Source organism: Dethiosulfatibacter aminovorans DSM 17477, from assembly GCF_900142005.1.
Lineage (GTDB): Bacteria > Bacillota > Clostridia > Tissierellales > Dethiosulfatibacteraceae > Dethiosulfatibacter > Dethiosulfatibacter aminovorans.
Genome location: NZ_FQZL01000007.1, coordinates 21,616 through 48,467 on the forward strand (window position 1 = coordinate 21,616; position 26,852 = coordinate 48,467).

Below are 26,852 nucleotides of genomic sequence, written 5' to 3' on the forward strand. Positions count from 1 at the left end.
TTAAATATTTTCTTCACTACCTCCCCTTATTTTGATTGATGAAAATATCTATTAACTGATTGTTGCAATTCATTTGAATCTTGTCGATGAACCGGTCCTGGTTATTGTTCATCTCCATTTATATCCAATCTCGCCTTTCTCATCCTTGAACATTATCAAGGCCTTATCGTAATCTTCGCTTTGTTCCGGGTAATCCTTCCGATAATGCGATCCGCGGCTTTCCTTGCGAAGGAGCATGCTTTTTAGCAGTATCTTCGCCATTAAAATGCTGTGCGTCACCATGAGACCTTGCTTTAAATCACATTCCTCACCTTCCCGAATTTGTTTTTCCATGGCATCTATCGCTTCAAGGGCGCATTCCAGACCTTTCTCCGTTCTAATGATGCTGCCGTAACGATACATCAATTTTCGTATCTCATCCACCGCATCATGCCCTTCGACAATGTGTATGGAATCAATGTTTATACTCTGCTCTTCTGCTGCAACCGGGTCCATTTTTTTTGCGTATTTTGATGCTTCACGTCCTGCAATTTTGCCGAATACCAGTCCGTTTGCTGTGGACAGTCCGCCAATTCTATCTGCACCGTGCATGCCGCCTGTCACTTCACCAGCTGCAAATATGCCTGGAACTGTCGTCGCTGCCTTTTCATCTATTTTTATGCCGCCATTGGCTGCATGCATGAAAGGAAGTATAAAAATGTCCTCACTTGCATCAACCTTTTTTTTTTCTTTCAGCCACTTGAAATAGTCACGAATCATGAGCCCTTCTTGACTCATATTGCTGACCTTGTATTGCATCTTGACGCACTTGTCTTCACCTGTTCTCAAATACTCTTCAAATATTTCAATATCAAATTTTTGGGATGGCAGCCTGGTCGTAAAGGGACCATGCCCTGATCGTTCATCCAGCACTTCAAGGTCATCAATAATTATCCGTCCGTCTTTTGAAAGTATCTGAGCCAGTTTCAAGGCCCGTTCATTGATGATGGTTTTGTATGAAGGTTCAATGAATCCCGGTATAAACTGCATAAATTCAACATTTACGAGCTCACATCCCAAATCAAAGGCCATAGCTTGACCTGCACCTGTAATATCATCCGTATTCAATCGATGTTCATATAATCCGCCTATGCCGCCAGTCGCAATTACTACACTTTTTGCTGCAATTCCAATGACTTCGCCATTCCAAAACGCCAATGCCAGATAATGGTTTTTAAAGGGTATGATCTTGAATATCTCTGTGTGCTCCAATACCTTTATGGCGCTTGACTCGATCCTGTCCTTGAATGCCGGTTTAGCTGTTTCAAACAGGTAGCCGTACCACTTTCGGTACTTCCTGTCAAAGCAAGGGATCAATGTTTCATCATAGGCTGAAGTCTCCGGTTTCTTGAAGGTTACGCCCATCTCTTCCAATGCTTCAATATCCTCACCGATATGATCAATGAGCACTTCACTCAACCTGATATCGTTCATGCCGCATCCGACTTCTGTTATCACCTCTACAAAGTTTTTCTTGTCTTCTTCGTCCTGAGGCGCAACCATGCCCAAGCCCCATGTGCCGGGATAAAAACTCGATCCGGAACAAAGGGTTGAAGACACTGCAATGATCACTTCCGACCCTGCCTTATCAGCTTCCAGTGCAGCAGACATTCCCGCCAATCCGGCACCTATAACCAGCACCTCTGTGTTTTCCTGTCTGCTCATCCGTATTTCCAATCTCAATCACTCTCCTGTTTTTACAATTCGTCCCTGCTGGATCATAATAAGTTCAAACTGATTTCATTCAGGACATTCTTTAAAGCCACGATGGTCAATCCCTTATGCTTCCTGAGAATAGACGCCGGACATTCGTCGGTGACAGGTCCTTCAAGGACACACCTTAAAGCATTCTTTTTGTTCTCGGTTCCCGCCATGAGGATAATGGACTTGGCAGCCATGATATCTGCAATTCCCATTGTGATAGCCTGTTTAGGCACATCATCCAGACTCTCAAAATATCGTGAATTGTCTTCTATTGTCTGTTCATCCAGTTCCACCAGATGCACCGAACTTTCAAACGAAACCCCTGGCTCATTAAATCCAATATGGCCGTTGGTACCGATTCCCAGCACCTGTATGTCAATTTGATGATCTTTCAGCAATTCCTTATAGGTCCTAATTGCTTCATCGGCATCCATTGTTCCACTGGGCAAATAGGTATTCTCCGGTAAAATATCAATGTATTTAAACAAATTTTCCTTCATATAATAATGGTAACTGTTTGGATTATCCTGTTCGAGACCCCTATATTCATCCAAATTAAACGACTTCACTTCCTTGTAGCTGACCGTTTTCTGCTCATACGCCCTGATTAAACGGATATACAGCGACAACGGCGTGCTGCCGGTTGCCAATCCCAGGACACAGTCAGGCTTGGAAATAATTTTCTCAATAATGAGATCAGCAGCAGCTTCTCCCATGTCTTCAATATTATCAACAGCTATTATTCTCATGATTAGTTGAATACACCACCTTTCCTCTACATATAGTCATTTGAACCTTAAGTTCCTTGTCCAATACAACTAAATCCGCATCCTTTCCCACTGATATGGATCCCTTCCGGTCGTAAACCTGTTGAAGTTCAGCCGGGTTTTTAGTCATCATAAGCAAAACTTCCTCCAATCGTCTTCCAGTGACATCCATATAGTTCTTAAGCGCCCTGTCCATCGTCAGAACACTGCCTGCCAAGGCTCCTTCTTTTGTCCTGACTTCAATTCCGTTTGAATATACCTGCTGTCCTCCCAGGTCATACGTTCCACTGCATAAGCCCTTGGCTCTCATGGCATCAGTGATTAAAATCTTATCCTGGCTGCTTTTCATTTTATCAAACACACATATGGCAGGATCCGATACGTGAATTCGATCAACAATGAGCTCTGCCTTGAACCCTTTCGTCAAAAGGGCTGCCCCCACCACACCCGCATCCCGGTGATGAAGTCCTTTCATAGCATTGTAGCAGTGGGTTGCACATTGACAACCAGCTTCAATAGCCTCAAGGGTTTGATCATAACTGGCGTTACTATGTCCGATACTGACGACTACGCCATGTTGCCTTAAATATTTTGTGAGTTCGAATCCCTCATCTTCCTCCACAGCCAGAGTAATCATAGAAATCTTGCCTCCAGCTTCATTTTGATACGTCCGAAACGACTCCACCGTAGGTTTGGCAAGCAATTCTTTCCTGTGGGCACCCGGCGCCTCAGGTGACAGATACGGTCCTTCAAGGTGAATTCCCAAAATCTCAACGCCATGAGCATTGTCAAAATCCTTTATTGCATCAAGGGCGTTCACAATATCATCATTTGTTCCCGTCGTTGTTGCCGCCAGTATGCTGGTGACACCCTCTCGTGCCAAAGCCTCCAAAATCGAAGTTATTGCTTCTTCCGAGCCATCCATAAAATCATACCCCACAGCGCCGTGGACATGTTGATCAATAAAGCCCGGTGAAACAATCATCCCGCCCATATCCACTGAGTCCTCCTCTATTTCTGCATCCTTTTCTACCGCCTCAGCACGAATAATTTTATCATTTTCAAACTCAATCAAGATATTTTCCGTGAGCTTTCCGTCTATCAATGCTGTACAGTTTTTTAATATCATTAATAATCACACTCGCTTTTCAGGAACCAATATAGAGCTCCGTACAGGTTTGCATCATTCCCCATGGTCATTAATTTCACTTTCAATGGCTTGCTGAATGATTTCATTATTTTTTTTCTCAAACTGTCATTTATTGCATCTTCAAGCAAGGCCCCCTGGGCTGTAATTCCTCCGCCAATCATGACAAGCGGCGGATTTAAAATGTGGACAAGACTCTTGAGCCCTTCAGTCAAAAAATCTATCCATTGACTAAAGACTGCCAAGGCTTTTGTGTCGCCACTTCTAACCTTATTAAAAAATTGCTTGGTAGACATATCTCCCAAAGCTGCAATAATTTGTTTTTCCAAGGCCTGTGCCGAAGCATAACGCTCATAGCAACCTGAGTCACCACAGTTACAGGGCAAACCATCCTTAATCAATGTCATATGTCCTATCTCGCCTGCCGAACCACTTGCACCGTGAAAAATCCGTCCATCAAGTACTATGGCACCACCGATACCTGTTCCTATGGTCAAGGCTATAAATGTATCCTCATCCATATTCCCTTTCCAAAGGTTGCCCAAGGCAGAACAATTCACATCATTTTCAACAGAAACAGGACATTTAAAACGTCCCTTAAGACGATCCTTCAATGCAAATCCAGTATATCCGGGGATGCCATCGGTAGCATAGACTATATTGCCGGTCTTGACATCCACCTGGCCTGCAGTGCTTATGGCAATGCCCGATATATGAGCTTTCTCCGACATTGAATCAATTATGCCGCACACGTTGACATAGACTGCGTCAGCGCCTTTAAAGGCCTCTGTAGGCTGTTTCCCTTGAAGTATAAAAGTACCCTCTTCATCTGAAAGTGCATATTTTATATTTGTACCACCAATGTCAATTAATGCAATATTCATAAAAGTCTCCTTTAACTTGTCAAATCGAAAGCATTTTCGTCAGTTCACTTATTTCCTTATCAAACTTCTTTTCAATCAGAAGCGCTTCATGTATATCCATATCAATCAATTGATTTGCCCTTATCCCTACTACTCTGCCTGATGCTCCATCCATTAACAACTCTACTGCCCTTGCACCCATTCTGCTTGCAAGTATCCTGTCGAAGGCTGTAGGATTTCCACCTCTCTGGATATGACCCAGAACCGTTACCTTTGTTTCAATATTTGTCACTTCTTCTATTTTTTTACCTATTTCAAATGCATTCCCTAATCCTTCTGCAAGCATTATTATACTGTGAAGCTTGCCCCTGTTTTTTCCTTGAATCAATTTTTTGCATATCTCATCAATATTATACTCTTCTTCAGGCAGGATAACGCTTTCCGCACCACCAGCAAGTCCCGCATACAGGGCAATGTCCCCGCAATGTCTTCCCATTACTTCTACAATGTTTGCCCTGTCATGGGATGCCGAGGTATCTCTTATTTTACCTATTGCATCCAAGACTGTGTTTACCGCTGTATAAAAACCAATTGTATAGTCCGTATATGCCAAATCATTGTCTATGGTTCCAGGAATCCCTATTGTTTTGATGCCTGCTTCACTTAACTTCTGCGCTCCTGCAAAAGAACCGTCTCCACCTATTACCACGAGTCCCTCTATCCCAAAAACCTTTAACACGTTTATGGCTTTTTTTCTTCCTTCTTCTGTTTTAAATTCTTCGCATCTTGCAGTTTTTAAAACAGTTCCTCCTCTATGGATAATATCCGCAACAGAGGATAATTCCATTTCCTTTATGTGGCCATTTATCAAGCCATTGTATCCCCGCTCGATTCCCATTACCTTCATGCCATTGTATATCCCTGCCCGCACTACAGCCCTTATTGCAGCATTCATTCCCGGAGCATCTCCTCCACTTGTTAAAACACCTATAGTCCTCAAGCGTACCTTCTCCTTTTTTTATATAATCCGATACTTTTTATTCTTCTTATCAAATTATCTCAAATCTTGATTTTGGTTATTATTTTCCTAACATGTGACGACTTGTTGTCAATTGCACATTTTGGCATATGGACATCGTCGGGATAAAAAATTGCAAATCTGCCTTTTTTCAGATTCACCACTCCATCGGCTTTCCCCTTATAAAGAGTGAAATCATCCTTTTCGTCATAGTCGGTCACTCTCTCCATTGATGATCTATCGGAGAAATAAATCGCCTCTTCCCCTTCAATGATAAATTGCACATCTATATATTTATCATGGGATTCATATTCTTTTCGGTCAACCAAAGTATCGTAACTGCAAATCAAGGCATAAAACGAGTCATCAAATGCATAATAACCATCCTCTTTATTCTCCTTTAAACTCTCCTCGACAAATTCTATTGCCTTTCTCAGACCTTCATGCATGGACTGATAAAGTTTAAAATTGTTTATTGAATCTGTAATCACGGTACATACCTCCTAAATCGAATGATTATCTTGTTCGGAAACGTTTTGTCATCACATTCACTGACTCATACTGAATATCCACTAGTATTGCTTGTCGGAAACAGCTTTGGCTGTTCTGTCTTTCATGTTTTCGGTATAATCATATGCTTCAATACTGTAACCTGTACAAATCAGGTCGACGATATACAATTGCGATACCTTTGCAACCAGCGAGCCTCCATCCAAAGAATTTTCTTTACCCGCTGTAAGCAATACCAGATCCGATTGCTTTGTTAAAGGTGATTTGACGTAATCGGTAATCGCTATTACTTTTGCACCATATTTTTTTGCCTGGGTGACTGCATCAATTATATCCTTTGTGCTTCCCGAACGGCTGATTGTAATGATTACCGAATTTTCATCCACCGAACTGGCTCGCATGATTTGAAAATGCGGATCTGTGATGACTTCAATTTTTTTGCCAATTCTCAGGAATCGGCTTTGGAGGTCATTTGCAGTGAGACCTGAATGACCCACGCCAAATATGATAACGTCTTTGCTTTCAGAAATCCATTTAATGCCTTGTTTAAGAGCTTGCTCATCTATAAGTTCATATGTATCATTGAGAACATTAATCATATTAATTCTTATTTTCTCGATAAAGGTTTCATCACCGGTCATTCTGGTCATTAATGTCAATTCCTGAGCCACTGCAATCTTGAAATCCTGATAGCCCTTGAACCCAATCTTCCTGCAAAACCGTAATATTGTAGCTTCTCCAACATCGCTGATGTCAGATAGTTCAGTCAAAGAAAAATACATTACCTTATCCAGGTTTTCAATAATATATTCATATAGTTTTTGTTCAGTTTTTGTATAGAGATTTCGATTCTGTTCAAGTAAAATCGATAACTTCTTTTGATTCATTCCAGTTTTTTCTTTCTTATTAATCATCGCAAAATTGTTATCCTTTCATTTTAGTTGTTTTTTCAAAATACTTTGCATCGTCTAAAATGGTGCTGCTAGTCTTCTTATTATTCCATACACCCCTCTTTGGGGGAAAACTCCAAAATTTATATATTTCCGGTGTTTAATTTCATTATAGATAAAAAAACCACCTTTGTCAACAGTTTTTGGAGATTTTATTTGTTCCTTGCATTTTTTTGGAGTATTGCTCCAAGGTGCGTATATCGGCTTACTTTCACCCGGATATTAGAGTTGACCAATACCGGGGTTTTAATTGAAAAGTATCCAATTAGAACATAAACTTCTTAATAACTAGACATAGGTGGCGACTGGTGATGGAATTGAATCAAAAAAGAAAAATGTTTCTGATGTGCCAAAATAGATGCAGCAAGGCAAAATAGCCAGGGCGGTAAATTTATCAAGAAAAACGGTTAGAAAATATAATTATTGAACTCTAATTAAATTTTAACACCAAGAAATTTGAATGTCAATTCAACCACTTTCTATGGGGATATTTTTGCATAACTATGATTTCCATTTACCGGTTTGACAATTTTATCTGTATCATTAATGTTTTTACCGGGAGAGCCGATTGATATAGTGGAGGTATTATCCATGAATAGATTTAATGTTCTACTTGTAGAAAACAACAACTACGATATAGCAATCATATCGGAAAAACTCAGAAAAACATGCAGATGCAATATATATACATGTTCAAACGGCAACGAGGCCCTTGATCTTATGAGCCAGAAAGATCTGAATATCATCCTTGTTAATCTTGACTTGCCTGACTTCAAGGGATACGACTTCATAGAATCAATGAAAAGCATTTACAGGACAAGCACCATACCTGTCATTGCCATCTCAAACAAGCCCTTGACCCCCGAGGAAAAGAAAAAAGGCTACAGGCTCGATATCCTTGATTTTCTAATTAAGCCCTTTGATGCCGAAGAGCTGCTGGACGACATTTACAGATTCATCAATTCTTCAAGAATTGTCAGCAAACTTACGGAGGAACTTACATCCATAAACGATGAGCTGAGAATGCAGAACATAGTACTGACAAACGCATACAAAAAAATCGAACACCTTACCTTCCACGACAGTTTAACCAGCTGCTACAACAGGTCGTATTTCGACAACCTGATTGACATCGGAGCTCTCATGGACAGTCTGCCTGTCAGCATAATCATGGCCGACATGAACAATTTGAAACTCATAAATGATGCATTCGGGCACCATAAGGGAGACCAGCTCATAAAGGACGCTGCCGAATATCTCATCAGGAATTTCAGGGATGAAGACATAGTCATCAGATGGGGAGGAGACGAGTTTTTGATCCTCATGCCCAATACCAGCTACAGGATTGCCCAGAAGATAATCTCAAGGGTTGGAGACAAGTATTTCAAGGTGAGCACAGACTTTTTAAAACCTCATATGGCTGTAGGTCTTTCAACCTTTGAGAATGAGGTCGACAGCATTTCAGACGCAATAAAGACTGCGGAAAACAGGATGTATCGAAACAAGATGATGGACAACAAGAGCTACAGAAGCTCAATTGTGGATTCTCTTACAAACTCACTCCTGGAAAAGGACTATGAGTCCATGAAGCATACCCAGAGGGTAGCCGAAATAGTGATGAAGATAGCCAACAAGATGGACATGACCATAGCTGAAAAGGATGAGCTTCTACTTCTTGCAAAGCTCCATGATATAGGGAAGCTTGCCGTGCCGGAAAAGATACTTCTAAAAGGCGAAAGGCTCACTGACGAGGAGTGGGCTGCAGTGAAGAAGCATCCATTGAATGGATACAATATATGCAAGACCATACCGGAACTTCTGCCCATAGCGGAAAGCATTCTTGCCCACCACGAATGGTGGAACGGTGAAGGTTACCCCCAGGGACTCAGATACAAGGAAATACCACTGCTGGCAAGGATAATCTCCATAGCGGATGCCTATGATGTAATGACCAACTCCAGTTCATACAGAAAGGCCATATCCCACGATGAAGCCATAGAAGAGCTAAAGAGATTCGCCGGAACACAATTCGACCCCAATCTGTTGAAAATTTTTGTAAATTGCTGTGCAAACGATGTGAAGGACTTGAACCGGATAACAGGATAGTACAACAAAAATGACATTTTTCATACATTCATGAAAGCTGTCCTTTTTTCTTGAAATATTCATTATTTCATGTATTTGACTTTTTTGCCTTGAGTTAATATAATGTACAAAATATACTTGTACACGCAGGTATACTTACAATCAAATTCAATGGATGGAAATATATGATAAACACTGAAATCTGCACCAAAATAAGCAAGGCTGCCGTGAAGGCCCTCCTTTACGAGGTCAACGTGTCGCCTAAGCCGGGACTTGTGGACAGGTTCAACACGGGAGCTCACAAGGACATGGACATATTCACCTTCATAGAAAGCGCCTTGGCACTTGAAGGATACTTCTACGACTGCTGTCGAATAACCTTGGAAAACCATGAACTGGACTTCCCTGACCTTTTCAGACTGCTGAAAAAAAGAGGCATTGCAGCCGATGGAGAAATGTTCCGGGCAACTTCCGGAGTCAACACCCACAAGGGTGCAATATTCTCCCTGGGTCTGATGTCTTCCGCCGCTGCAATGGCCCATGTGAATGACAGTGATTTCTCATATGTGAATATCTGTAAATATGCAGGACTCTTGTCTGAATCCCTGGTGAAAAGGGATCTTGATGAAAAGAAGGCTGCAGAAATGACCCACGGGCGCGAGATATACAACAGGTACCATATAAGCGGAATAAGGGGAGAGGCCGAAGCAGGCTTTCCCACCATCAGGGATCATTCATATCCATTCCTTCTCAATCTTTTAAAGGACGGCATGACACTCAACGACGCTTCGGTTAACGTACTGATGAAGATAATAATGAATACCGATGACACCAACCTCATTTCAAGAGGCGGCCTTGACGGACTGGAATTCGCAAAGTTTTCCGCCGGCAATGTACTTCGTGCAGGAGGCATGTCAACCGAGGAAGGAATAAAGGAAGTTCAGGAAATGGACAGGACCTTCATTAAGAGGAATCTAAGCCCCGGCGGGTCGGCAGACCTGCTGGCCGTGACGCTGATGATACACTTCATTAACAATGGTTGAGCGATAGTGAAATAATGGTAGAACGATAGCTAAAACATCAACATTCAAGGTATTTTGTAAAACTGATTAAGAAAAGGATTGAAATCTTCAACAGACTTCAATCCTTCTTTAATTTAATGATTTAATTGTTTACAGACTTCCAGTAAGTCCACTACGTAAATCATATAAGTGTTCCCTGCTCCGTCGCTAATGTCTTTCTTGATTCATAATGTTGAAAGACCTTATACAAAACACCTTGAAACGTTGGTGTTTAGCCACCGGTACAACAATTCCTATATTTCAAAAGGTGATTGTTACTACCTATTAGTCACGACCTCACACTTATATGATTTTCTCCGTTATGAAGTCCTATCACTATTGTTACCTCGGCATATCCGTAAACTTGGTGAACCTGTCAACCCAGGTCAGTTCCACGGTACCTATTGATCCGTTCCTGTGCTTGGCCAGGATGACTTCGGCCACTCCTCTCTTGTCGTAGTTCTCGTCGTCTCCGCCTTCCCTGTCGAAGTAGTATTCGTCCCTGTAGAGGAATATTACTATGTCGGCATCCTGCTCTATGGCTCCCGATTCTCTTAGGTCCGAAAGCAGGGGCCTGTGGTTCGGTCTCTGTTCCGGTGCCCTGGACAGCTGTGACAGGGATATTACCGGACAGTCCATCTCTCTGGCAAGACCCTTAAGCCCCCTTGAGATATTGGATATCTGCTGCTGCCTGTTGTCTCCGTCACCTTCCATAAGCTGGAGGTAGTCGATTATTACAAGGTCAAGTCCGTGCTGCGTCTTGAGCCTTCTGCATTTGGATATCAACTCGAACAAGGTGATTCCCGGAGTATCGTCAATATATATGTCTGCTTCGGACATTATGCCGCTGGCATAGGCTATCTTGTCCCAGTCCTCGTCTTCAAGCTCCCCGGTCTTAAGCTTGTTGCTTTCCACAAGGGACTCCATGCTTATTATCCTCTGAACCAGCTGTGCCTTGGACATCTCCAGTGAGAACATGGCTACCTTTGCCTTTCCCTTTACTGCAGAGTTTACTGCAAAGTTAAGCGCAAGGGCCGTCTTTCCCATTGACGGTCTGGCTGCCAGCAGAATGAAGTCGGATTTCTGGAATCCCGATGTCATCATGTCAAGTTCCTTGAAGCCTGTAGTGACTCCCGTCATGGATCCGTCGTGCTGGGCCCTTTCCTCAAGGAGGTTGAATACGTCAAGTACTATGTCCCTCATATGGGAAAAGTCCCTCGACTGCCTTTCCTGGGATATGGCGAATATCCTTGATTCCGCCAGCTCCACAAGAGTCTTTGCTTCGCTTGTGTTTTCAAGTCCCTTGTTCTTGATTTCCTCGGCTGCTCCAATAAGCTCCCTTACTATCGCCTTCTCCTCGATTATATTGCAGTAGGCTTCAGTGTTCCTCGTTGTTGCAATATTCTCTGAAAGGCTTGCCACATAGGCTATTCCACCTACCATGTCAATGGTCTTTCTTGTTTTGAGTTCCTCGGTCAGGGTTATGAGATCCACGGGCTTGTTCTTGATTGTGAGAGCCTTGGCAGTCTCAAATATTTCCCTGTTCGCATCGAAATAGAAGTATTCAATTTTAAGCTTGTTGATGGCAGTCTCAAGGGCGTTCTTATCGAGCATGATTGCTCCGAGAACAGTCTGCTCCGCCTCAAGACTGTGGGGAAGAACCCTTCCCACCTGTTGTTCAAACATATTACACTCCTAGATTCCGGATACTGTTACCTTCGCCTTTGCAGTCACCTGCGGGTGAAGCTTTACATTTACTTCAAATGTTCCTACAGTCTTAATAGGGTCCTTAAGATCTATTTTCTTCTTGTCTATCTCTATATTGTGCTGCTTCTTGTATTCAGTGGCTATGTCCTTGGTTGCAACAGACCCGAAGAGCTTTCCATTGTCTCCCGCCTTGATTTTTATCTCTATTGCAGCCTTTTCAATTTTTTCAGCTGTCGCCTTGGCTTCCTCTACAAGCTGTGCTTCCATTTCAGCCTCGTGCTTCTTATCTCTTTCAAGCTTCTTGATGTTTGCAGGAGTCGCCTCTACTGCAACGCCCTTTGGTATGAGGAAGTTTCTTGCATAGCCGTCCTTGGCATTTACTATTTCCCCTTTTTTTCCTACTTTTTTGTCGTCTTTCAATAATATTACTTTCATATCTTTTTACTGTCCTTTCTATATTTTTCTATTTCTTTAAGCAATAACTCCCTGGCATAGTTCATGTCCTGGGTCTTTATCTGGGCACCTGCTATTTCAAGGTGTCCCCCGCCGCCAAGCTGTTCCATGATCATCTGGACGTTTACATCTCCCACGGACCTGGCGCTTACATGTATATGCTGGTCCCTTCTCACCAGGACGAAGCTCACAACTACTCCCTTGACGGATAGAAGGTCCGAGGCGCTTTGGGATGCTATTATCATGCCGTTTGGCAGGATTTCGTCTATTATGGAAATGGCAATTACATCGTCTATAATCTCGGCTCTTTCAATGACTTCGGACTTCTTCTTCCATGTGTCTATGTCGTCGCTTAGAAGCCTCTTGGCTTCTATGGTGTCTGCACCTGCACTTCTCAGGTATGAAGCCGCCTCGAATGTCCTTACGCCTGTCTTGAAGGTGAAGGCGTTGGTGTCCATTATTATTCCCGAAAGCATGGCGTCCGCTTCCAGCTTGGTGAGATGGACCTTGTCGTCCATATACTGGAACATCTCCGCTATGAGCTCGCAGGTGGACGATGCATAAGGCTCCACATAGTCCAGGATTGGATCGTCTATATATTCCTCTCCCCTTCTGTGGTGGTCTATTACCATAACTCTTTCAAAGCTGTCAAGGATGTTCCCCGCTTCGCAATAGCTCGGCTTGTGGGTGTCCACAACTACCGCCACGGTATCCTCATCTATAAGCTTCAGTGCTTCATCGCTGGTTATTATCCTGTCTATGTACTCATCCCCTTCAAGCTTCATCTTTTCATAGACATTCACAAGGGCTGCATTGAGTTCGTTCAGGACAATGTATGATTCCTTGCCCATTGCCTTTGCTATGGCATGTATACCAAGGGCGGCTCCAATGGCATCCATGTCGCCGGTCTTGTGGCCCGTTATTATAACATTTGACGACTGGGAGAATATCTGCCTGATGGCATTGGCTATCATCCTTGCCTTTACCTTGGATCTCTTTTCTACGGCCTTGCTTCTTCCTCCGTAGTAATGTACATATTCAGGACTCTTTACAACTGCCTGGTCACCGCCTCTACCAAGGGCTATGCTTAGGGCCCCCTTTGCAAAGTCCAGCTGCTGGACAAGGGACTTCCCGCCTGTTCCCACACCGAAGGACAGAGTGAAGAAATCATCATCCTCGTTGCGTATTTCCTTTACCTCTTCAAGTATGTCGAATTTCTTCGTTTCCAGATTATCCAGGAATCTGTTTTCAAAGAGTATTGCAAATCTGTCGTCAAGATATTTCACGGCAAATCCGTTCATTCTTTGGGCAAAAAGGTTTATATGCTTTTCTACATCCGCCATGAGGGATGTTCTTTTTATTCTGTCCATCTTCTTGTACATTTCGTCATAGTTGTCGATCTCCACAAGGGCCACTATCGTCTTTTCATCCGTATAGGTTTCCCTGAGGGATGTGAATCTTGTGCTGTCCAGAAGGTAAAGCAGGTATACTGTGCTTTCGTCTCCGCTTCCTTCCACCTTGTTGTACTTCACGCTGAAATATCTGTTGTCGGACTGTACGTCAAAGGATGTGGATTCACCTTCTTCTGCAAGCTCCGACAAGGGAAATGAAGGAAAATATTCCTTTATGTTCTCCTTGTGCCCCTTCTTGCTGCTCATTATTTCCTTGAACTTGGAATTGTACCAGTATACAACTCCCGTGTCGCTTATTATCACCAACGGGATCGGGAAGTTGAGAAGGGCCTGTCTGGACATGCCGTCTATTGTATTTGTGAATTCAATGAGGTATTGGTTAAGCTGCTTCTTCTTATCCTCATATCTTGATGTGCTGAGTCTCAGTGCTACTAGAATGAGCACTGCAGCTATGGCGGCCATAATGAATTCGCCCCTGATTACAAGTCCTACCAGTATTATCAGTGAAACGTAGAAAAAGGTGCTGCTTTCTTCCATGAGGAAGTTTGGCCCTCTGAATATTTTCATCTTTTACCACCTGTTAGTATTTTTAAGTTTTCTGAAGTCGAATATCTGGTCAAACATCCCCATGAAGGTGGTTGCCATCATGAGGTATGAATTGAAGATAATACCTATGATAATTACAACCCTGAGGAATTTTTTGATCTTGTATCTGTCCATCATGAATCTGACAACTGCAAGCCCCTGTATGAAGAACATTATCTGGAACATGAATACCAGATTTGCCATGAGGGTGTCGCTGTTGACTATGTTCGTCTGGCTGATCAGATAGGATCCTGCTGCAAACACGAGTATTCCTATGGCTATGTTGTTGGGAAGTCTGAATCTACTGAATCTTCCTATTGGAACCAGCTTCACCCTTAGTCTCCTGCCCATTTTGTAGGCAGCCATGTAGTTTACAGCCGACATGGACAAAGCCGATATTATTATGATACCCGGCATGAGAACCACAAAGGCGTTAAGCATTGCATCGTACATGGACCTGGTGGCTTCCAGCTGTTCCTCCATTCCTTCGAAATGGGACAGAAGACTTTCCTGGATATTAAGGCTCTCAACGAAGGTTTCCCTTATCTGATCCACGAAATTTATTCCCATGAATGCCTGCATAAGCATGATCATCACTACGAAGGACAAGAGGTATGCTACTCCTCCGAACACTATGGACTTCCATGGCCTTTCATCCTTTGAAATGAAATAGCACATGACCGATGCCATGGGAGTATAGAGGACAAAGTAATACAAACTTGTCTGTACCATCCCGGTAAGTACGAAGATGATGATCGAAGCCGCCACAAGAGCCATGGTGGATATCTTCCAGTCCTGTCTCTTGGCCAGCAGTATGGCCGGCAGGGGGTATATGAAATCTATGTATGGAATCAAAAAGCTTCCAATCATGGCGAAAATGGTCAGTATGCTGGTGGCGAGTGCTGCGTCAGTCAGTCTTTTTGTCTTTAGATTTCTGTTCAAGTTTTGCTCCTTGTATTGTAGATTAAATAAAATAAGCATAATCCAGATGAACCCATTACTGTGCTGTCTTTCACATTGGTATTATGCAACATCTTATTTTACAATATTTTCCCTGCAATGTAAACAGCTTATGGTGGTATCGATATCCCGCCGACAGTGTAAAGACATCAAAATTAAAGTTGTTGAAAAATTTCAATTCGACAAGAAGCAAAAATAGTTGAAATTTCAGTGAAAAAGTGGTATATTGGTCTCAATGTTATGTCAGGTGTCTTTACACCTAAAGGAGATTGAAATGAACGTGATAAAAGAAATTGAAAGATTGAAGAAGGAAAGAAATGCAATAATACTTGCCCACTACTATCAGCCAGGGGAAATCCAGGAAATTGCAGATTATGTGGGGGATTCATATTATTTAAGCAAAACCGCCCAGCAGTCGGAGGCGGATTACATAGTATTCTGCGGTGTTGAGTTCATGGCGGAAAGCGCCAAGATACTCTCCCCTGAAAAGAGGGTTTTCATAGGCAACGTGAACTCAAACTGCAACATGGTGGATGAATTCCTCAACGAAGAGCTTGAGGACCTGATGAAAAAAAATCCCGATGCTGCAGTAGTGTCTTACATCAACTCATCAACAGAAATAAAAACCATGTCCCATGCCTGCTGCACTTCCTCAAGCGCTTTGGATATTGTCAACAATATAGAAAGCGACAAGATAATTTTCGTGCCGGACAAGAATCTGGGTGGATATATCGCAGCCCAGTGCCCCGACAAGGAAGTTATACTGGGCAGCGGAAAATGCTGCGTCCACGACAATGTAAGAGCCAAAGAAGTCAAAACCCTCATGGAGAAATATCCCCATGCAAAGGTCCTTGTCCATCCGGAGTCACAGAAGGACGTTAGAGACCTTGCAGACTTCATAGGAAGCACAGGACAGATCCTCAACCATGCTACGGTTTCCGAAGACGATGAATTCATAATAGTGACGGAGGTTGGCATAAGGTTCGCACTGGATGAGAAAACGGAAAACAAGAGCTTTTACTTCCCCGACATGGTCTGCGGCGGAATGAAAAGAACATCAATAGATGATGTCTACAGATGTCTGAGATTTGAAGAAAACGAAATACAGCTTGACGTTGAAATGTCAAACAAGGCTGCAGAGGCACTTGAAAACATGATCAAGCTGGCGGAAAAGAGATGATGATATATGAAAATATTAAATACTGACGTTCTGATAATAGGAACAGGTGTGGCAGGTCTTTACTGCGCGTTGAACCTTGACAGGAACCTTAATGTAGTGATGCTGTCGAAACAATCACCTGAGGAATGCAACACCAATCTTGCCCAGGGAGGAATAGCCGTAAGGTACGATGAAAACGACTATGAAGATTTTTTCAACGATACCATGAAGGCAGGGATGTATCTCAACAATGAGGACTCCGTAAAAATTCTGGTGGATGAATCCAGGGACAGCATCCTTGACCTTGACAGGCTCGGGGTGCCCTTCAACAAGAACGACGGCGAATTCGAATACACAAGGGAAGGCGCCCATGCAAGGAACAGGATCGTCCACTGCAACGACAAGAGCGGAAAGATGGTCTTCGAAACTCTTTACGACCATGTGAGAAAACTGGAAAATGTGCAGATACTGGAAAACACTGCCATGTTCGACATCGAAGAAAAAGACGGCAAATGTCTTGGTGCATACTGCCTTTCAGAGAAAAGAAATCCTGTATTCGACAAGACTCACGAGACCATTTATATAGGATCAAAGATGACCGTCCTTGCAACGGGCGGAATCGGCGGGATTTTCAAGAATTCCACAAACCAGAGCTGTCTCACGGGAGACGGAATGGCCATAGCTGAAAACCACGGAGTCGAACTTGCCACACCGGACTATATACAGTTCCACCCTACTGCCCTTTATCTTGAGGAAAGAGCCGACAAGAGAAGATTCCTCATTTCCGAATCACTCAGAGGCGAGGGTGCACTTTTGTACAACTGCAATGGAGAAAGATTCGTTGACGAGCTTCTTCCAAGAAACACGGTAACAAAAGCTATACTGGAGGAGCTTGAAAAGACGGATTCCCAATGCGTCTATCTTGATATCTCACATTTGGACGGAAGCTTCCTCAAGGGACGCTTCCCCAAAATATATACGGAATGTCTCAAGTACGGAATAGACATAACTTCGGACAGGATTCCCGTCACTCCATCCCAGCACTACCACATGGGTGGAATCGGAGTCGACCTCAATTCGCGGACGTCAATGGGCTGTCTCTATGCAACGGGAGAATGTGCCTGCACGGGAGTCCACGGAGGAAACCGGCTTGCAAGCAATTCCCTTCTGGAGGGCCTGGTATTTTCTAAAAGGGCTGCAGACGACATAAACCGCTGCCTGGAGACGAAGAAGTACAAGAAGATCATTGAAGGATTCCATGATGAAATAGCCATGAGCATGGAAGAGCTTCCGGGAAAGGTCAACTGGAATATACATGCTCTTGATTTGAACAGAAGAAGATTTCTTGAGCCACGTTTTTGCTTCTCAACTGATGAAGGGAAAGCGCTTGTAAAAGGCAACAGAAAAAAAGCAATGGAAATAATCGGTAATCTGAGAAAGGACTTAATAAATGAACTGGTTGATAGTAGATGAAATAATACGAAATGCACTTATAGAGGATATGCCCCACGGGGATATCACTACGGAATACATACTGCCACTGGATACATCATGCACAATAGACATAATCCAGAAGGAAGACGGCGTAATCTGCGGAGTTGAAGTGTTTAAGAGGGTTTACAAGGTAATGGGAGACGAGGCTACTGTTGAGTTTCTTGTTTCAGACGGTGAATACTCCAAAGCGGGAAGGAAAATCGGTTCCATAAGCGGGTGCTCAAAGGCTATTCTTTCAGGAGAAAGGGTTGCACTCAATCTTCTCCAGAGGATGTCGGGAATCGCAACACTTACGAGAAAATATGTTGAAGCTGCCAAGGGTTACGATGCCAGGATCCTTGACACAAGAAAGACCACTCCGGGTCTGAGGATCCTCGAGAAGCATGCGACAAAAATGGGAGGAGCAACAAACCACCGCTTCAACCTTTCAGACGGAGTCATGATAAAGGACAACCACATAAAAGCTGCAGGCTCCATCACAAATGCCGTAGAGACCATAAGGGAAAACATGCCCTTTGTAAGAAAAATCGAAGTGGAAACGGAATCCCTGGATGATGTAAGGGAGGCACTGGAATCAGGGGCCGACATCATCATGCTCGACAATATGGGCAGGGAAAAAATCATGGAAGCGGTAGACATAATTCAAAAAAATGCCTTGATAGAAGTCTCCGGAAATGTTAAATTAGAGAATATACAGGAGCTTGCCTCCACTGGAGTTGACTATATCTCCGTAGGAAAGCTCACTCATTCATACAAGTCTCTTGACATAAGTATGAAAAATCTAATGTATACACGGTGATGAAATGTTTAAGGATAAAACCATAGTAATAGGAGTAACGGGAGGAATTGCAGTATACAAGGTATGCGATCTTGTAAGCAGGCTGAAGAAGCTTGATGCCAACGTGAAGGTCATAATGACCAAATCCGCCGCCAAGTTTGTAAGCCCTCTGACTTTCCAGACTCTCAGCGCAGGAAAGGTATATACTGAAATGTTCGAATACCTGGACCACTGGGACGTGGAGCATATCTCCATAGCAAAGTCGGCTGATGTGTTCCTTGTTGCTCCTGCAACTGCAAATGTAATAGGAAAGATAAGACACGGAATAGCAGACGACATGCTTACCACTACGATAATGGCTTCAACTGCACCGAAGGTAATAGCTCCTGCAATGAACACCAACATGTATATGAATCCCATCGTTCAGGACAACATGAAGGCGCTGAAGGAAATGGGGTACATGTTCGTTGAGCCCGACTCGGGATATCTTGCCTGCGGAGACGTGGGAGCAGGAAGGCTTACGGAAAATGAAAACATAATCGCAAAGCTCGAAGAGGTGCTTAACCCCCATAAGCCTCTTGCAGGGAAAACCGTCCTCGTAACGGCAGGCCCCACCCAGGAATCCCTTGACCCTGTAAGGTATCTTACAAACCATTCAACTGGAAAGATGGGCTATGCAATCGCCAAGAAGGCTGTTGACCTGGGCGCCAGGGTGACACTTGTATCAGGCCCCGTGAACATAGAAAAGCCCGCCGGTCTTGAAAAATTCATCGGCATAAAGTCTGCCGTTGAAATGTTCGAAGCTGTAAAGGGAGAACTTGACAACAATGAAATAGTCATAAAATCCGCTGCAGTGGCAGACTACAGGCCAATATCCGTAGCAGACAACAAGATAAAGAAAAAGGAAGGGAATCTCAACATAGAGCTTGAAAGGAATCCCGACATCCTCAAATACATTGGAGAGCACAAGGGCGACAAAATACTCGTAGGTTTTGCAGCTGAAACAGAGAATATACTCTACAACGGAAAAAGAAAGCTTGAATCAAAAAACCTTGATTTCATAGTCATTAACAATGTGAAGGAAGCTGATGCAGGTTTTGGCTTTGATACAAATATTGTTGTCTTCCTTGATAAGAATGATGTACAAAAGGAATTTGGCAAGATGCTGAAGGAAGAGGTTGCAGGCGAAATACTTAAAAAGATTGTGGAGCTGACGGCTGAAAAGCAATAGGAAACTTTAATTAAAGCTGTTAGCAGAGTCCACTTCGAAAAACATATGAGTGTTCCCTACTCCAGTTTACGAAAGTAATGATATCAAAATTAATTGAAACATTTAATTTTGTAAACAAGGTAAACTTTCGACACGTACAACATCAGCTCTGCTGATGACGCAACGTAGTTGCTTTGTATAGTCGGCACGAAAATTCTTGATTTATATGGAAACTTTTCGAGCCTCCAAGTCGAGACCTCACACTCATATATTTTTCTACGTTCTGCAATCCAATAGACAGCCCAAATTCAACATTTGCAAAGAAAACTGTTGAATTTCAACGGGAAATATAGTATTATATATACATGCGATTGGTACGACCACGATGATATCTTAGGATTAAGAATCATACATTAGGTCTGTCCAGGAAAGCATACTAGAAAAAATCCCAATTTAAATGAATAAAAGATATCTGCTTTGATCTGGTTGCAGACAGAGACAGTACAAAAGTTTAATAAACAGGTATATGATACCTTTCTATTGTATTGTCATGCAATCGAAAGGTATTTTTTATTGCATCGAGTTTAATTAAAATGTCGGTCAGGGTATTAAACGTGAATGTTCCCTGCTCCGTCGATTATGTCTTTCTTGATTTATTAAGGTTGAAAGACATATCTCCAAGTCACGACCTCACAATCACATTTAATACCCTTATGTGTCTTGATAAATGATATTCGATGCAATGAGTATGAAAGGAATTGATTATGAAAATTGGATTCATCGGTGCCGGGAAGGTTGGCACTGCTTTCGGAATGTATCTCAAGAGGGAACATTACCGGATTGCAGGGTACAACAGCAGAACACGTTCTTCTGCAGACAGGGCGGCACAACTCACCAACACTCCTGTCTATGACAGAAAAATTGACCTGGTTAAAATATCAGACATGATTTTTCTCACTGTAAACGACGACAATATCGAGAATGTCGCCAAGGAAATCTGCAGAATGGATGTAGATGTAAAAGATAAGGTGTTTATACACATGAGCGGTGTACTGAACTGCGAAGTTATGAACTGCCTTAATGAAAAAGGGGCAACAATCTGTTCCCTCCATCCTTTGTACCCCTTCTCCGATATTGAGAAGTCGGCCGCCGAGATACACAAGGCCAATTTCACCTTGGAAGGAAAAGGCAAGGGTCTGAAAATGGTGAAGGACATATTGATCGTCAACAACCTTAGCCATTCAGTCATAAAAAGCAGCCAGAAGACCATCTACCATGCATCTGCCTGCGTAGCTTCAAACTACCTGGTCGCAGTGCTGAACACCAGCGTTGAGATGCTCATGGAAATCGGCTTTGAAAATGATATGGCACTTGACACCATCAAGGAACTTGTACTCCAGTCTGCCAACAACGTCTTTGACTACGGACCTACAAAGGCTCTCACCGGACCTATTGCAAGGAACGACGAGAAAACGGTTGCCATGCATTTGACAGACATAAAGAAGTACGACAACAACTGGCTTGAAATATACAAGACAATGGGCAGGGCTTCAATGGAAATAGCGGCGAGAAAGAACAGTGAACAATCAGAGACTTTAAAAAGTCTACTATATTGATACCGGGAGATTGATATGAAAAAAGTGACTACACATACCATAAGAAAAATGAAGGAAAAGGGCGAAAAGATAACCATGCTCACTGCCTATGACTATCCAACAGCCAAGATAATGGATGAAAAAAATGTGGACATGCTGCTTGTCGGAGATTCACTGGGAATGGTCATACTCGGGTACGAGGACACCACAAAGGTGACGGTGGACGATATTGTACACCACACAAGGGCTGTCTCAAGAGGAGCCAAGAGGGCAATGGTTGTAGCAGACATGCCTTTTCTATCGTATCACCTTGGAGTTGAAACTTCCGTAAAGAATGCTGGAAGACTTTTGCAGGAAGGTAATGCAGGAGCGGTAAAGCTTGAAGGAGGATCAGAGGTTGTGGATTCCGTAAGGGCAATAGTCAATGCAGGAATACCCGTTGTGGGACATCTTGGACTTACACCTCAGTCAATCAACACCATGGGCGGATACTTCATACAGGGCAAGAAGGTCGACGAAGCTGAAAGGATGCTTGAAGATGCAAAACTCCTACAGGAAGCTGGAGCCTTTTCACTGGTTCTCGAGTGCGTGCCTACGGAACTTGCTGAGTATGTTTCAAAAAATATAGATATACCAGTCATTGGAATAGGGTCCGGAAACAAGTGTGACGGACAGGTTCTTGTATTCCACGACTTTACAGGATACAATACAGGCTTCATTCCGAAATTCGTAAAGAAATACGGCAACGTAGGCGATGAGATAGGAAGATGCGTCAGCGAGTACATAGAGGAAGTCAAGGACGGGTCGTTCCCATCGGCAGAGTACAGTTTCTTTTCTGAAGACCTTTCGGAACTGAACAAGTTATATTAAGCGTCACCGCAATTTTGTTTGTCAGTTACATGCTGTCAGCTTAATGTAACGAGAAAAAAGAAAAATTTTAACTCCCTACTCCCTTAGCACGAAAATCTGTAATTGATAAGGTGGAAAGGCGTTGACACAAAACACCTTGAAACATTGGTGTTTTTAGCTACCGGTACAACAATTTCTATATCTATAAATGTTATTGTTGATACCTATTGGTCGAGACCTCGTTAATAATTTTTATTTTTTCTAAGTGGAATTAATAACTATGGCAAATACCTCGCTACAAAATTGTTGCATAAATATATATCTTAAACTATTGTTCAAAATACAGGAGATTAAAATGATTGTTACTAAAAGCATAGAAGAAGTGAGAAGCTTCGTCAATGAGAAGAAGAAGGAAGGGCTTTCCGTTGGATTTGTTCCTACAATGGGGTATCTCCACGAGGGACACGCGTCTCTTCTTAAGGAATCAAAGAAGGAAAACGACATAACTATACTGAGCATTTATGTGAATCCTACACAGTTCGGTCCAAACGAGGACCTTTCAAGCTATCCAAGGGATATGGAAAGGGACTGTAAAATTGCCGAGGAGGAAGGTGTGGACCTTGTCTTCACTCCTACGGATGATGTGCTCTATCCGGGCAACTACAAGACTTATGTATACGTTGAAGGACTTACAAATACCCTTTGCGGAAGAAGCAGGCCTACCCACTTTAGAGGTGTAACTACAATTGTTACGAAGCTCTTCAACATTGTCGCTCCCCACAATGCATATTTCGGCCAGAAGGATGCCCAGCAGTACTTCGTACTTAACAGGATGGCAACTGACCTGAACATGGACATATGTCTCAAGAGCTGCCCAATAATAAGGGAGGAGGACGGCCTGGCAAAAAGTTCCAGAAACGTCTACCTCAACGAAAAGGAAAGACAGCAGGCAACCATCCTCAACAAGTCTCTCAATGAGGCTGTAAACAAAGTAAAAGAGGGCGAAAGAAGCTCCCTTGAAATAGTAGAAGGAATAAGAAGCACCATAAACAGCATGGATCTTGCAAACATCGACTATGTAGAAATTGTCGATACGGAAACGATGCAGCAGATCGATGAAATAAAAAACAAGGTGCTCATAGCAATAGCCGTTAAGTTCGGCAATACGAGATTAATTGATAACAGGATTTTGGAGGTATAATAAAAGTGATTAGAGAAATGATGATAGCAAAGTTGCACAGGGCTACGGTGACAGGAGCCGACCTTGAGTATGTGGGATCCATAACAATAGACAAGGACCTTTTGGATGCAGTGGGAATAGTTGCAAACCAGAAGGTTGAGATAGTCAACAACAACAACGGAGCAAGACTTGCAACTTATGTAATTGAAGGCGAAAGGGGCAAGGGAGACGTATGCCTGAACGGTGCTGCTGCAAGACTCGTTCAAAAGGGCGACGTAGTAATAATAATTGCCTACGGAATGCTGGACGACGAGGAAATGAAGACTTATGAGCCAAAGGTTGCCCTCATCGATGAAAACAACAAAGTCGTAAAAATGGTTCATTCGGAAAAGCCGAATTCAAAGGAACTTTAATAATAAGGCACTGTTTTAGTAATAGTTGAAAACAACAGCAACAATAGTTAACACCTAACCATTGTTGCTGTTTTCGTATTCCTCAAGCTTGGACTTGTATTCTTCCGATACTTCCATCTTAACTTCAATATAGTGGTCTCTGAGTTCCCTGACTATGTCTACATCATACTTGTATTCCTCAAGATCATTCTGCATGTCGTAAAGTGTCTTATAGACCTGGTTGTCGGACCTGCTTTCAACGCGTCCCAGTTCATCAAGTATTTCCTCTATTTTTTCATCTCTTAATGTTTCGTCCTCGAGATCCATGGCTGCCGTAAGCATGCTATAATACCCTTCACAAGTTTCTATATAATCTTTTTCAAGGTCTTCCAGATACGATACATAACTTTCCACCAAGAGTTCCTCATGTGATTTCTCAACTACCACAGGGTTGTCCGTTTCAGCCGGTTCATCAACCGTCTCTTCAACAGGCTCTTCACCAGGCTCTTCAACCGACACGTCAACTGGTTCTTCGACTGCTTCATCGACTGCTTCATCAACTGCTTCATCAACCGATTCTTCAGGACTGATTGCTTCTACCGGTTCACCCATTATTTCCATACTATTTATCTCGTCATAATAGTCTATGTCTACATGGTCAACCTGGTTTATCTCATGTTCCAGACTACTTTCTTCAGTAGCCATCTCTATATCTGTTGCCGGCATTCCACCTATAAGCTTTGTAATGGCTGCTATGCCTATTCCAGCAACTGCAACAAGTGCAGCAAGTGCAATTCTCACTTTTGAAAACCTTCCGGACAATAGATTCCCTTCTGTCCGTAATGATTTAGGCAGTTCCTCTCCCTTGATTATCCGTTTGGGATTTTCGATGAAAATTCTTTCTGCAGTATCCATACCGTATTTTCTTTTTACTTTTTCATATGTTTTCATGAGTCCCGGCGGCCTTTTATCCATATCATGACAGTCGCTTGCCACTATATCCACCAGGTTTCTCTTAAGGAGCTCCCCGGCATATCTTGATTTCCCCCGCTTTTTCCAAAGGTTGCCGCTATTGCACTGAATTACAGCTCCGTCATCCTTCAACTGCCTTATTTCGTTGTATTTTTCCCTTATATAGCGATAATGCTCTATATGAGCTATAACAGGTATATATCCCAATACTTTCAACTCGTGGGCAGCCATGTCCATCTCGCTGAAGCTTATGTCTCTTGCAAATTCCACCAAGATATATCTGGTGTCATTTATGGTTCTAATATTGACCTTGCCAATTTCAGAGAGCGCATTTCTTGAAATATAAACCTCTGCTCCTTTATATATATTGAGATCAGGATACTTTTCGTCAATGAGTTTTTTGAAATCACAAAAAATCCCGTCATAGTCACCCCCTCCTGGTAAATAAAGGGGATGATTAAGATGAGATGTCATGGCAATATGCCTTATTCCATTATCATATGAAGCCTTTACCATTTCCAGCGCTTCTTCTAAACTTGCCGGTCCGTCGTCAATATTTGGAAGCATGTGACAGTGAATATCATACACTCTAGGTTTCACTCTCCTCATAGTAGTAATAATAGGAATTGTATCCCTTTGAGTGATTGGTCGGTATTATGTTGAGAACAGAACCTATTAATTTTACTCCGCTGAATTCCAGGGATTTCTTTGCTTTTTTTACCATATCCACCCCTACATTGCCAGACGCTACTACCAGAATAGCCCCTTCTATATATCTAGTCATTACTACTGCATCAGTTACAGGTACAACAGGTGGAGAATCAAAAAGTACATAGTCATATTTCTTCTCCAAAAACTCAACCATTTTTTTCATGACATTTGACTGCAAAAGCTCAGAAGGATTGCCTGGAAGTTTCCCCGAAGTCATTACATCTATATCCAAATTGTACATCCGGTTTATATAATCATCTATATTTCTGCCATCCATAAGATATTCTGCAATTCCCGACGTATTTGAAATATTAAGAATCTTGTGTATTCTTGGCTTTCTCATGTCACAGTCTACTACAATGACTTTCTTGTCATTCTGTGCCATGGCCACTGCAAGATTCATAACAGTCTGAGTCTTGCCTTCTCCCGGTGTAGCACTGGTTATAAGTATTGTTTTCATATTGTTGTCGAGATTGGCAAAATTTATATTTGTCCGGAGGCTTCTATAAGCTTCAGATATAGGTGATTTAGGATTTTCATGGACTATAATTCCTTCACTTTCACTGTTGAATTCGAATATGCTTCCAATCACGGGAAGTCCAATATGCTTTTCAATATCATCAGAAGTCTTTATTGTTCCGTCGAGCATTTCAAGCATCAATATTATGGATAATCCTGTCATTATGCCTACAATGAATCCAATTGCTCCATTAAACTTAAGGTTGATGTTAACAGGATGATCAATAGGTATTGCCTCATCGATTATCTCAACATTGTCAACTTTCAATATCCTCATTACTTCCTTGATGAATACGTCCGCTATAGTATTGGCTATTTCTGAAGCCATTGCAGGATCAGTGTTTTTTACGGATATTTTAAGAATTTCCGTCGATCCCACCGGACTTGAAGTGATGTCCTCTAAAAGTTCGTTGTATGTCATATCCAGCTCAATCTTGTCGATTACAGCTTCAAGGACTATCCTTGACTTGACAATTTCACTGTATGTGACTACCAGTTTTTGGCTCAGATTGATGCTTCCAATGTCAAAACCGGACGCTATGTCTCCCAGGCTGCTGGTCTTTGAGCTGTTTACCATCAATGTAGTATTTGACTCGTAAACTGGCGTTATTGCAACCATTGTAACCAGTATTGCAAGAATAGCAGCAAATATTGTCGTTGCCACAACTATCCATTTTCTTTTTAAAACAATTTGTACCAATTCAAGTAAATTCCACTCTTCTCCCATAGCTT

23 protein-coding genes are annotated in these 26,852 nt (G+C 42.5%); 10 read left to right on the forward strand and 13 right to left on the reverse strand.

Annotated elements, in window-relative coordinates; all coding sequences use genetic code 11:
• Window positions 1–108: 108 nt before the first annotated feature.
• From BUB05_RS05360 to BUB05_RS05390, 7 genes are all read right to left on the reverse strand, one after another.
• Window positions 109–1,722 (reverse strand): FAD-binding protein, encoded by a 1,614-nt coding sequence (locus tag BUB05_RS05360; RefSeq protein ID WP_073048303.1) that lies wholly within the window; start codon window positions 1,720–1,722, stop codon window positions 109–111.
• A 35-nt stretch (window positions 1,723–1,757) separates the two neighbouring features.
• The gene (gene nagB / locus BUB05_RS05365) at window positions 1,758–2,492 is read right to left on the reverse strand and encodes a glucosamine-6-phosphate deaminase (protein ID WP_073048305.1); all 735 of its coding nucleotides are present in this window, start codon (window positions 2,490–2,492) and stop codon (window positions 1,758–1,760) included.
• A complete protein-coding gene (gene nagA / locus BUB05_RS05370; RefSeq protein WP_073048307.1) occupies window positions 2,473–3,639 on the reverse strand; it encodes an N-acetylglucosamine-6-phosphate deacetylase in 1,167 nt (388 codons plus the stop codon). The genes nagB and nagA overlap by 20 nt, the downstream gene beginning before the upstream one ends.
• Window positions 3,639–4,541 (reverse strand): ROK family protein, encoded by a 903-nt coding sequence (locus BUB05_RS05375; protein ID WP_073048310.1) that lies wholly within the window; start codon window positions 4,539–4,541, stop codon window positions 3,639–3,641. The genes nagA and BUB05_RS05375 overlap by 1 nt, the downstream gene beginning before the upstream one ends.
• Window positions 4,542–4,560: 19 nt before the next feature.
• Window positions 4,561–5,520: a 6-phosphofructokinase gene (pfkA, locus tag BUB05_RS05380; RefSeq protein ID WP_073048313.1), complete on the reverse strand. Its 960-nt coding sequence runs from the start codon at window positions 5,518–5,520 to the stop codon at window positions 4,561–4,563.
• 59 nt (window positions 5,521–5,579) lie between these two features.
• Window positions 5,580–6,029, reverse strand: a complete 450-nt coding sequence (locus BUB05_RS05385) for a NanQ anomerase/TabA/YiaL family protein (RefSeq protein WP_073048315.1) — start codon at window positions 6,027–6,029, stop codon at window positions 5,580–5,582.
• An 81-nt stretch (window positions 6,030–6,110) separates the two neighbouring features.
• Window positions 6,111–6,962 carry a MurR/RpiR family transcriptional regulator gene (locus tag BUB05_RS05390; RefSeq protein ID WP_073048318.1) on the reverse strand — a complete coding sequence of 284 codons (852 nt, stop codon included), beginning with the start codon at window positions 6,960–6,962 and terminating at the stop codon, window positions 6,111–6,113.
• A 627-nt stretch (window positions 6,963–7,589) separates the two neighbouring features.
• Here BUB05_RS05390 and BUB05_RS05395 point away from each other — a divergent pair.
• Both BUB05_RS05395 and citG read left to right on the forward strand, forming a co-directional pair.
• Window positions 7,590–9,104, forward strand: coding sequence for an HD domain-containing protein (locus BUB05_RS05395; RefSeq protein WP_073048321.1), 1,515 nt, complete (start codon window positions 7,590–7,592; stop codon window positions 9,102–9,104).
• A gap of 164 nt (window positions 9,105–9,268) precedes the next feature.
• The gene (gene citG / locus BUB05_RS05400; protein WP_073048323.1) at window positions 9,269–10,126 is read left to right on the forward strand and encodes a triphosphoribosyl-dephospho-CoA synthase CitG; all 858 of its coding nucleotides are present in this window, start codon (window positions 9,269–9,271) and stop codon (window positions 10,124–10,126) included.
• Between the two features lie 360 nt (window positions 10,127–10,486).
• Here the strand turns inward: citG and dnaB are convergent, their stop codons facing one another.
• The 4 genes from dnaB to BUB05_RS05420 are packed head-to-tail and all read right to left on the reverse strand — an operon-like array spanning window position 10,487 to window position 15,243.
• Window positions 10,487–11,830, reverse strand: a complete 1,344-nt coding sequence (gene dnaB, locus BUB05_RS05405; RefSeq protein WP_073048326.1) for a replicative DNA helicase — start codon at window positions 11,828–11,830, stop codon at window positions 10,487–10,489.
• 9 nt (window positions 11,831–11,839) lie between these two features.
• Window positions 11,840–12,286 carry a 50S ribosomal protein L9 gene (rplI, locus tag BUB05_RS05410; RefSeq protein WP_073048329.1) on the reverse strand — a complete coding sequence of 149 codons (447 nt, stop codon included), beginning with the start codon at window positions 12,284–12,286 and terminating at the stop codon, window positions 11,840–11,842.
• Entirely contained in the window at window positions 12,283–14,283 is a 2,001-nt protein-coding gene (locus BUB05_RS05415; RefSeq protein ID WP_073048332.1) for a DHH family phosphoesterase, read from the reverse strand. Before BUB05_RS05415 ends, rplI begins: the two co-directional genes overlap by 4 nt.
• Before the next feature lie 3 nt (window positions 14,284–14,286).
• Window positions 14,287–15,243, reverse strand: coding sequence for a YybS family protein (locus tag BUB05_RS05420; RefSeq protein WP_073048335.1), 957 nt, complete (start codon window positions 15,241–15,243; stop codon window positions 14,287–14,289).
• A 292-nt stretch (window positions 15,244–15,535) separates the two neighbouring features.
• Here BUB05_RS05420 and nadA point away from each other — a divergent pair, with 292 nt between their 5' ends.
• The 8 genes from nadA to panD all read left to right on the forward strand — a co-directional run bounded on the left by nadA (window position 15,536) and on the right by panD (window position 23,939).
• Window positions 15,536–16,441: a quinolinate synthase NadA gene (gene nadA, locus BUB05_RS05425; RefSeq protein ID WP_073048338.1), complete on the forward strand. Its 906-nt coding sequence runs from the start codon at window positions 15,536–15,538 to the stop codon at window positions 16,439–16,441.
• Window positions 16,442–16,447: 6 nt separating this feature from the next.
• The gene (locus tag BUB05_RS05430) at window positions 16,448–17,893 is read left to right on the forward strand and encodes an L-aspartate oxidase (protein ID WP_073048341.1); all 1,446 of its coding nucleotides are present in this window, start codon (window positions 16,448–16,450) and stop codon (window positions 17,891–17,893) included.
• Window positions 17,871–18,713: a carboxylating nicotinate-nucleotide diphosphorylase gene (nadC, locus tag BUB05_RS05435; RefSeq protein WP_073048343.1), complete on the forward strand. Its 843-nt coding sequence runs from the start codon at window positions 17,871–17,873 to the stop codon at window positions 18,711–18,713. Before BUB05_RS05430 ends, nadC begins: the two co-directional genes overlap by 23 nt.
• A gap of 4 nt (window positions 18,714–18,717) precedes the next feature.
• Window positions 18,718–19,923: a bifunctional phosphopantothenoylcysteine decarboxylase/phosphopantothenate--cysteine ligase CoaBC gene (gene coaBC / locus BUB05_RS05440; protein ID WP_073048346.1), complete on the forward strand. Its 1,206-nt coding sequence runs from the start codon at window positions 18,718–18,720 to the stop codon at window positions 19,921–19,923.
• A 743-nt stretch (window positions 19,924–20,666) separates the two neighbouring features.
• Window positions 20,667–21,518 (forward strand): Rossmann-like and DUF2520 domain-containing protein, encoded by an 852-nt coding sequence (locus BUB05_RS05445; RefSeq protein WP_073048349.1) that lies wholly within the window; start codon window positions 20,667–20,669, stop codon window positions 21,516–21,518.
• A gap of 15 nt (window positions 21,519–21,533) precedes the next feature.
• Complete coding sequence (panB, locus tag BUB05_RS05450) at window positions 21,534–22,367, forward strand: 3-methyl-2-oxobutanoate hydroxymethyltransferase (protein ID WP_073048351.1); 834 nt, start codon at window positions 21,534–21,536, stop codon at window positions 22,365–22,367.
• Between the two features lie 334 nt (window positions 22,368–22,701).
• Entirely contained in the window at window positions 22,702–23,547 is an 846-nt protein-coding gene (gene panC, locus BUB05_RS05455; protein ID WP_073048354.1) for a pantoate--beta-alanine ligase, read from the forward strand.
• 5 nt (window positions 23,548–23,552) lie between these two features.
• The gene (panD, locus tag BUB05_RS05460; protein WP_073048357.1) at window positions 23,553–23,939 is read left to right on the forward strand and encodes an aspartate 1-decarboxylase; all 387 of its coding nucleotides are present in this window, start codon (window positions 23,553–23,555) and stop codon (window positions 23,937–23,939) included.
• 54 nt (window positions 23,940–23,993) lie between these two features.
• Here panD and BUB05_RS05465 read toward each other — a convergent pair whose 3' ends face one another.
• Window positions 23,994–25,490, reverse strand: coding sequence for a tyrosine-protein phosphatase (locus BUB05_RS05465; protein ID WP_139257935.1), 1,497 nt, complete (start codon window positions 25,488–25,490; stop codon window positions 23,994–23,996).
• Entirely contained in the window at window positions 25,480–26,847 is a 1,368-nt protein-coding gene (locus tag BUB05_RS05470; RefSeq protein ID WP_073048362.1) for a tyrosine-protein kinase domain-containing protein, read from the reverse strand. The genes BUB05_RS05465 and BUB05_RS05470 overlap by 11 nt, the downstream gene beginning before the upstream one ends.
• Window positions 26,848–26,852: the final 5 nt, after the last annotated feature.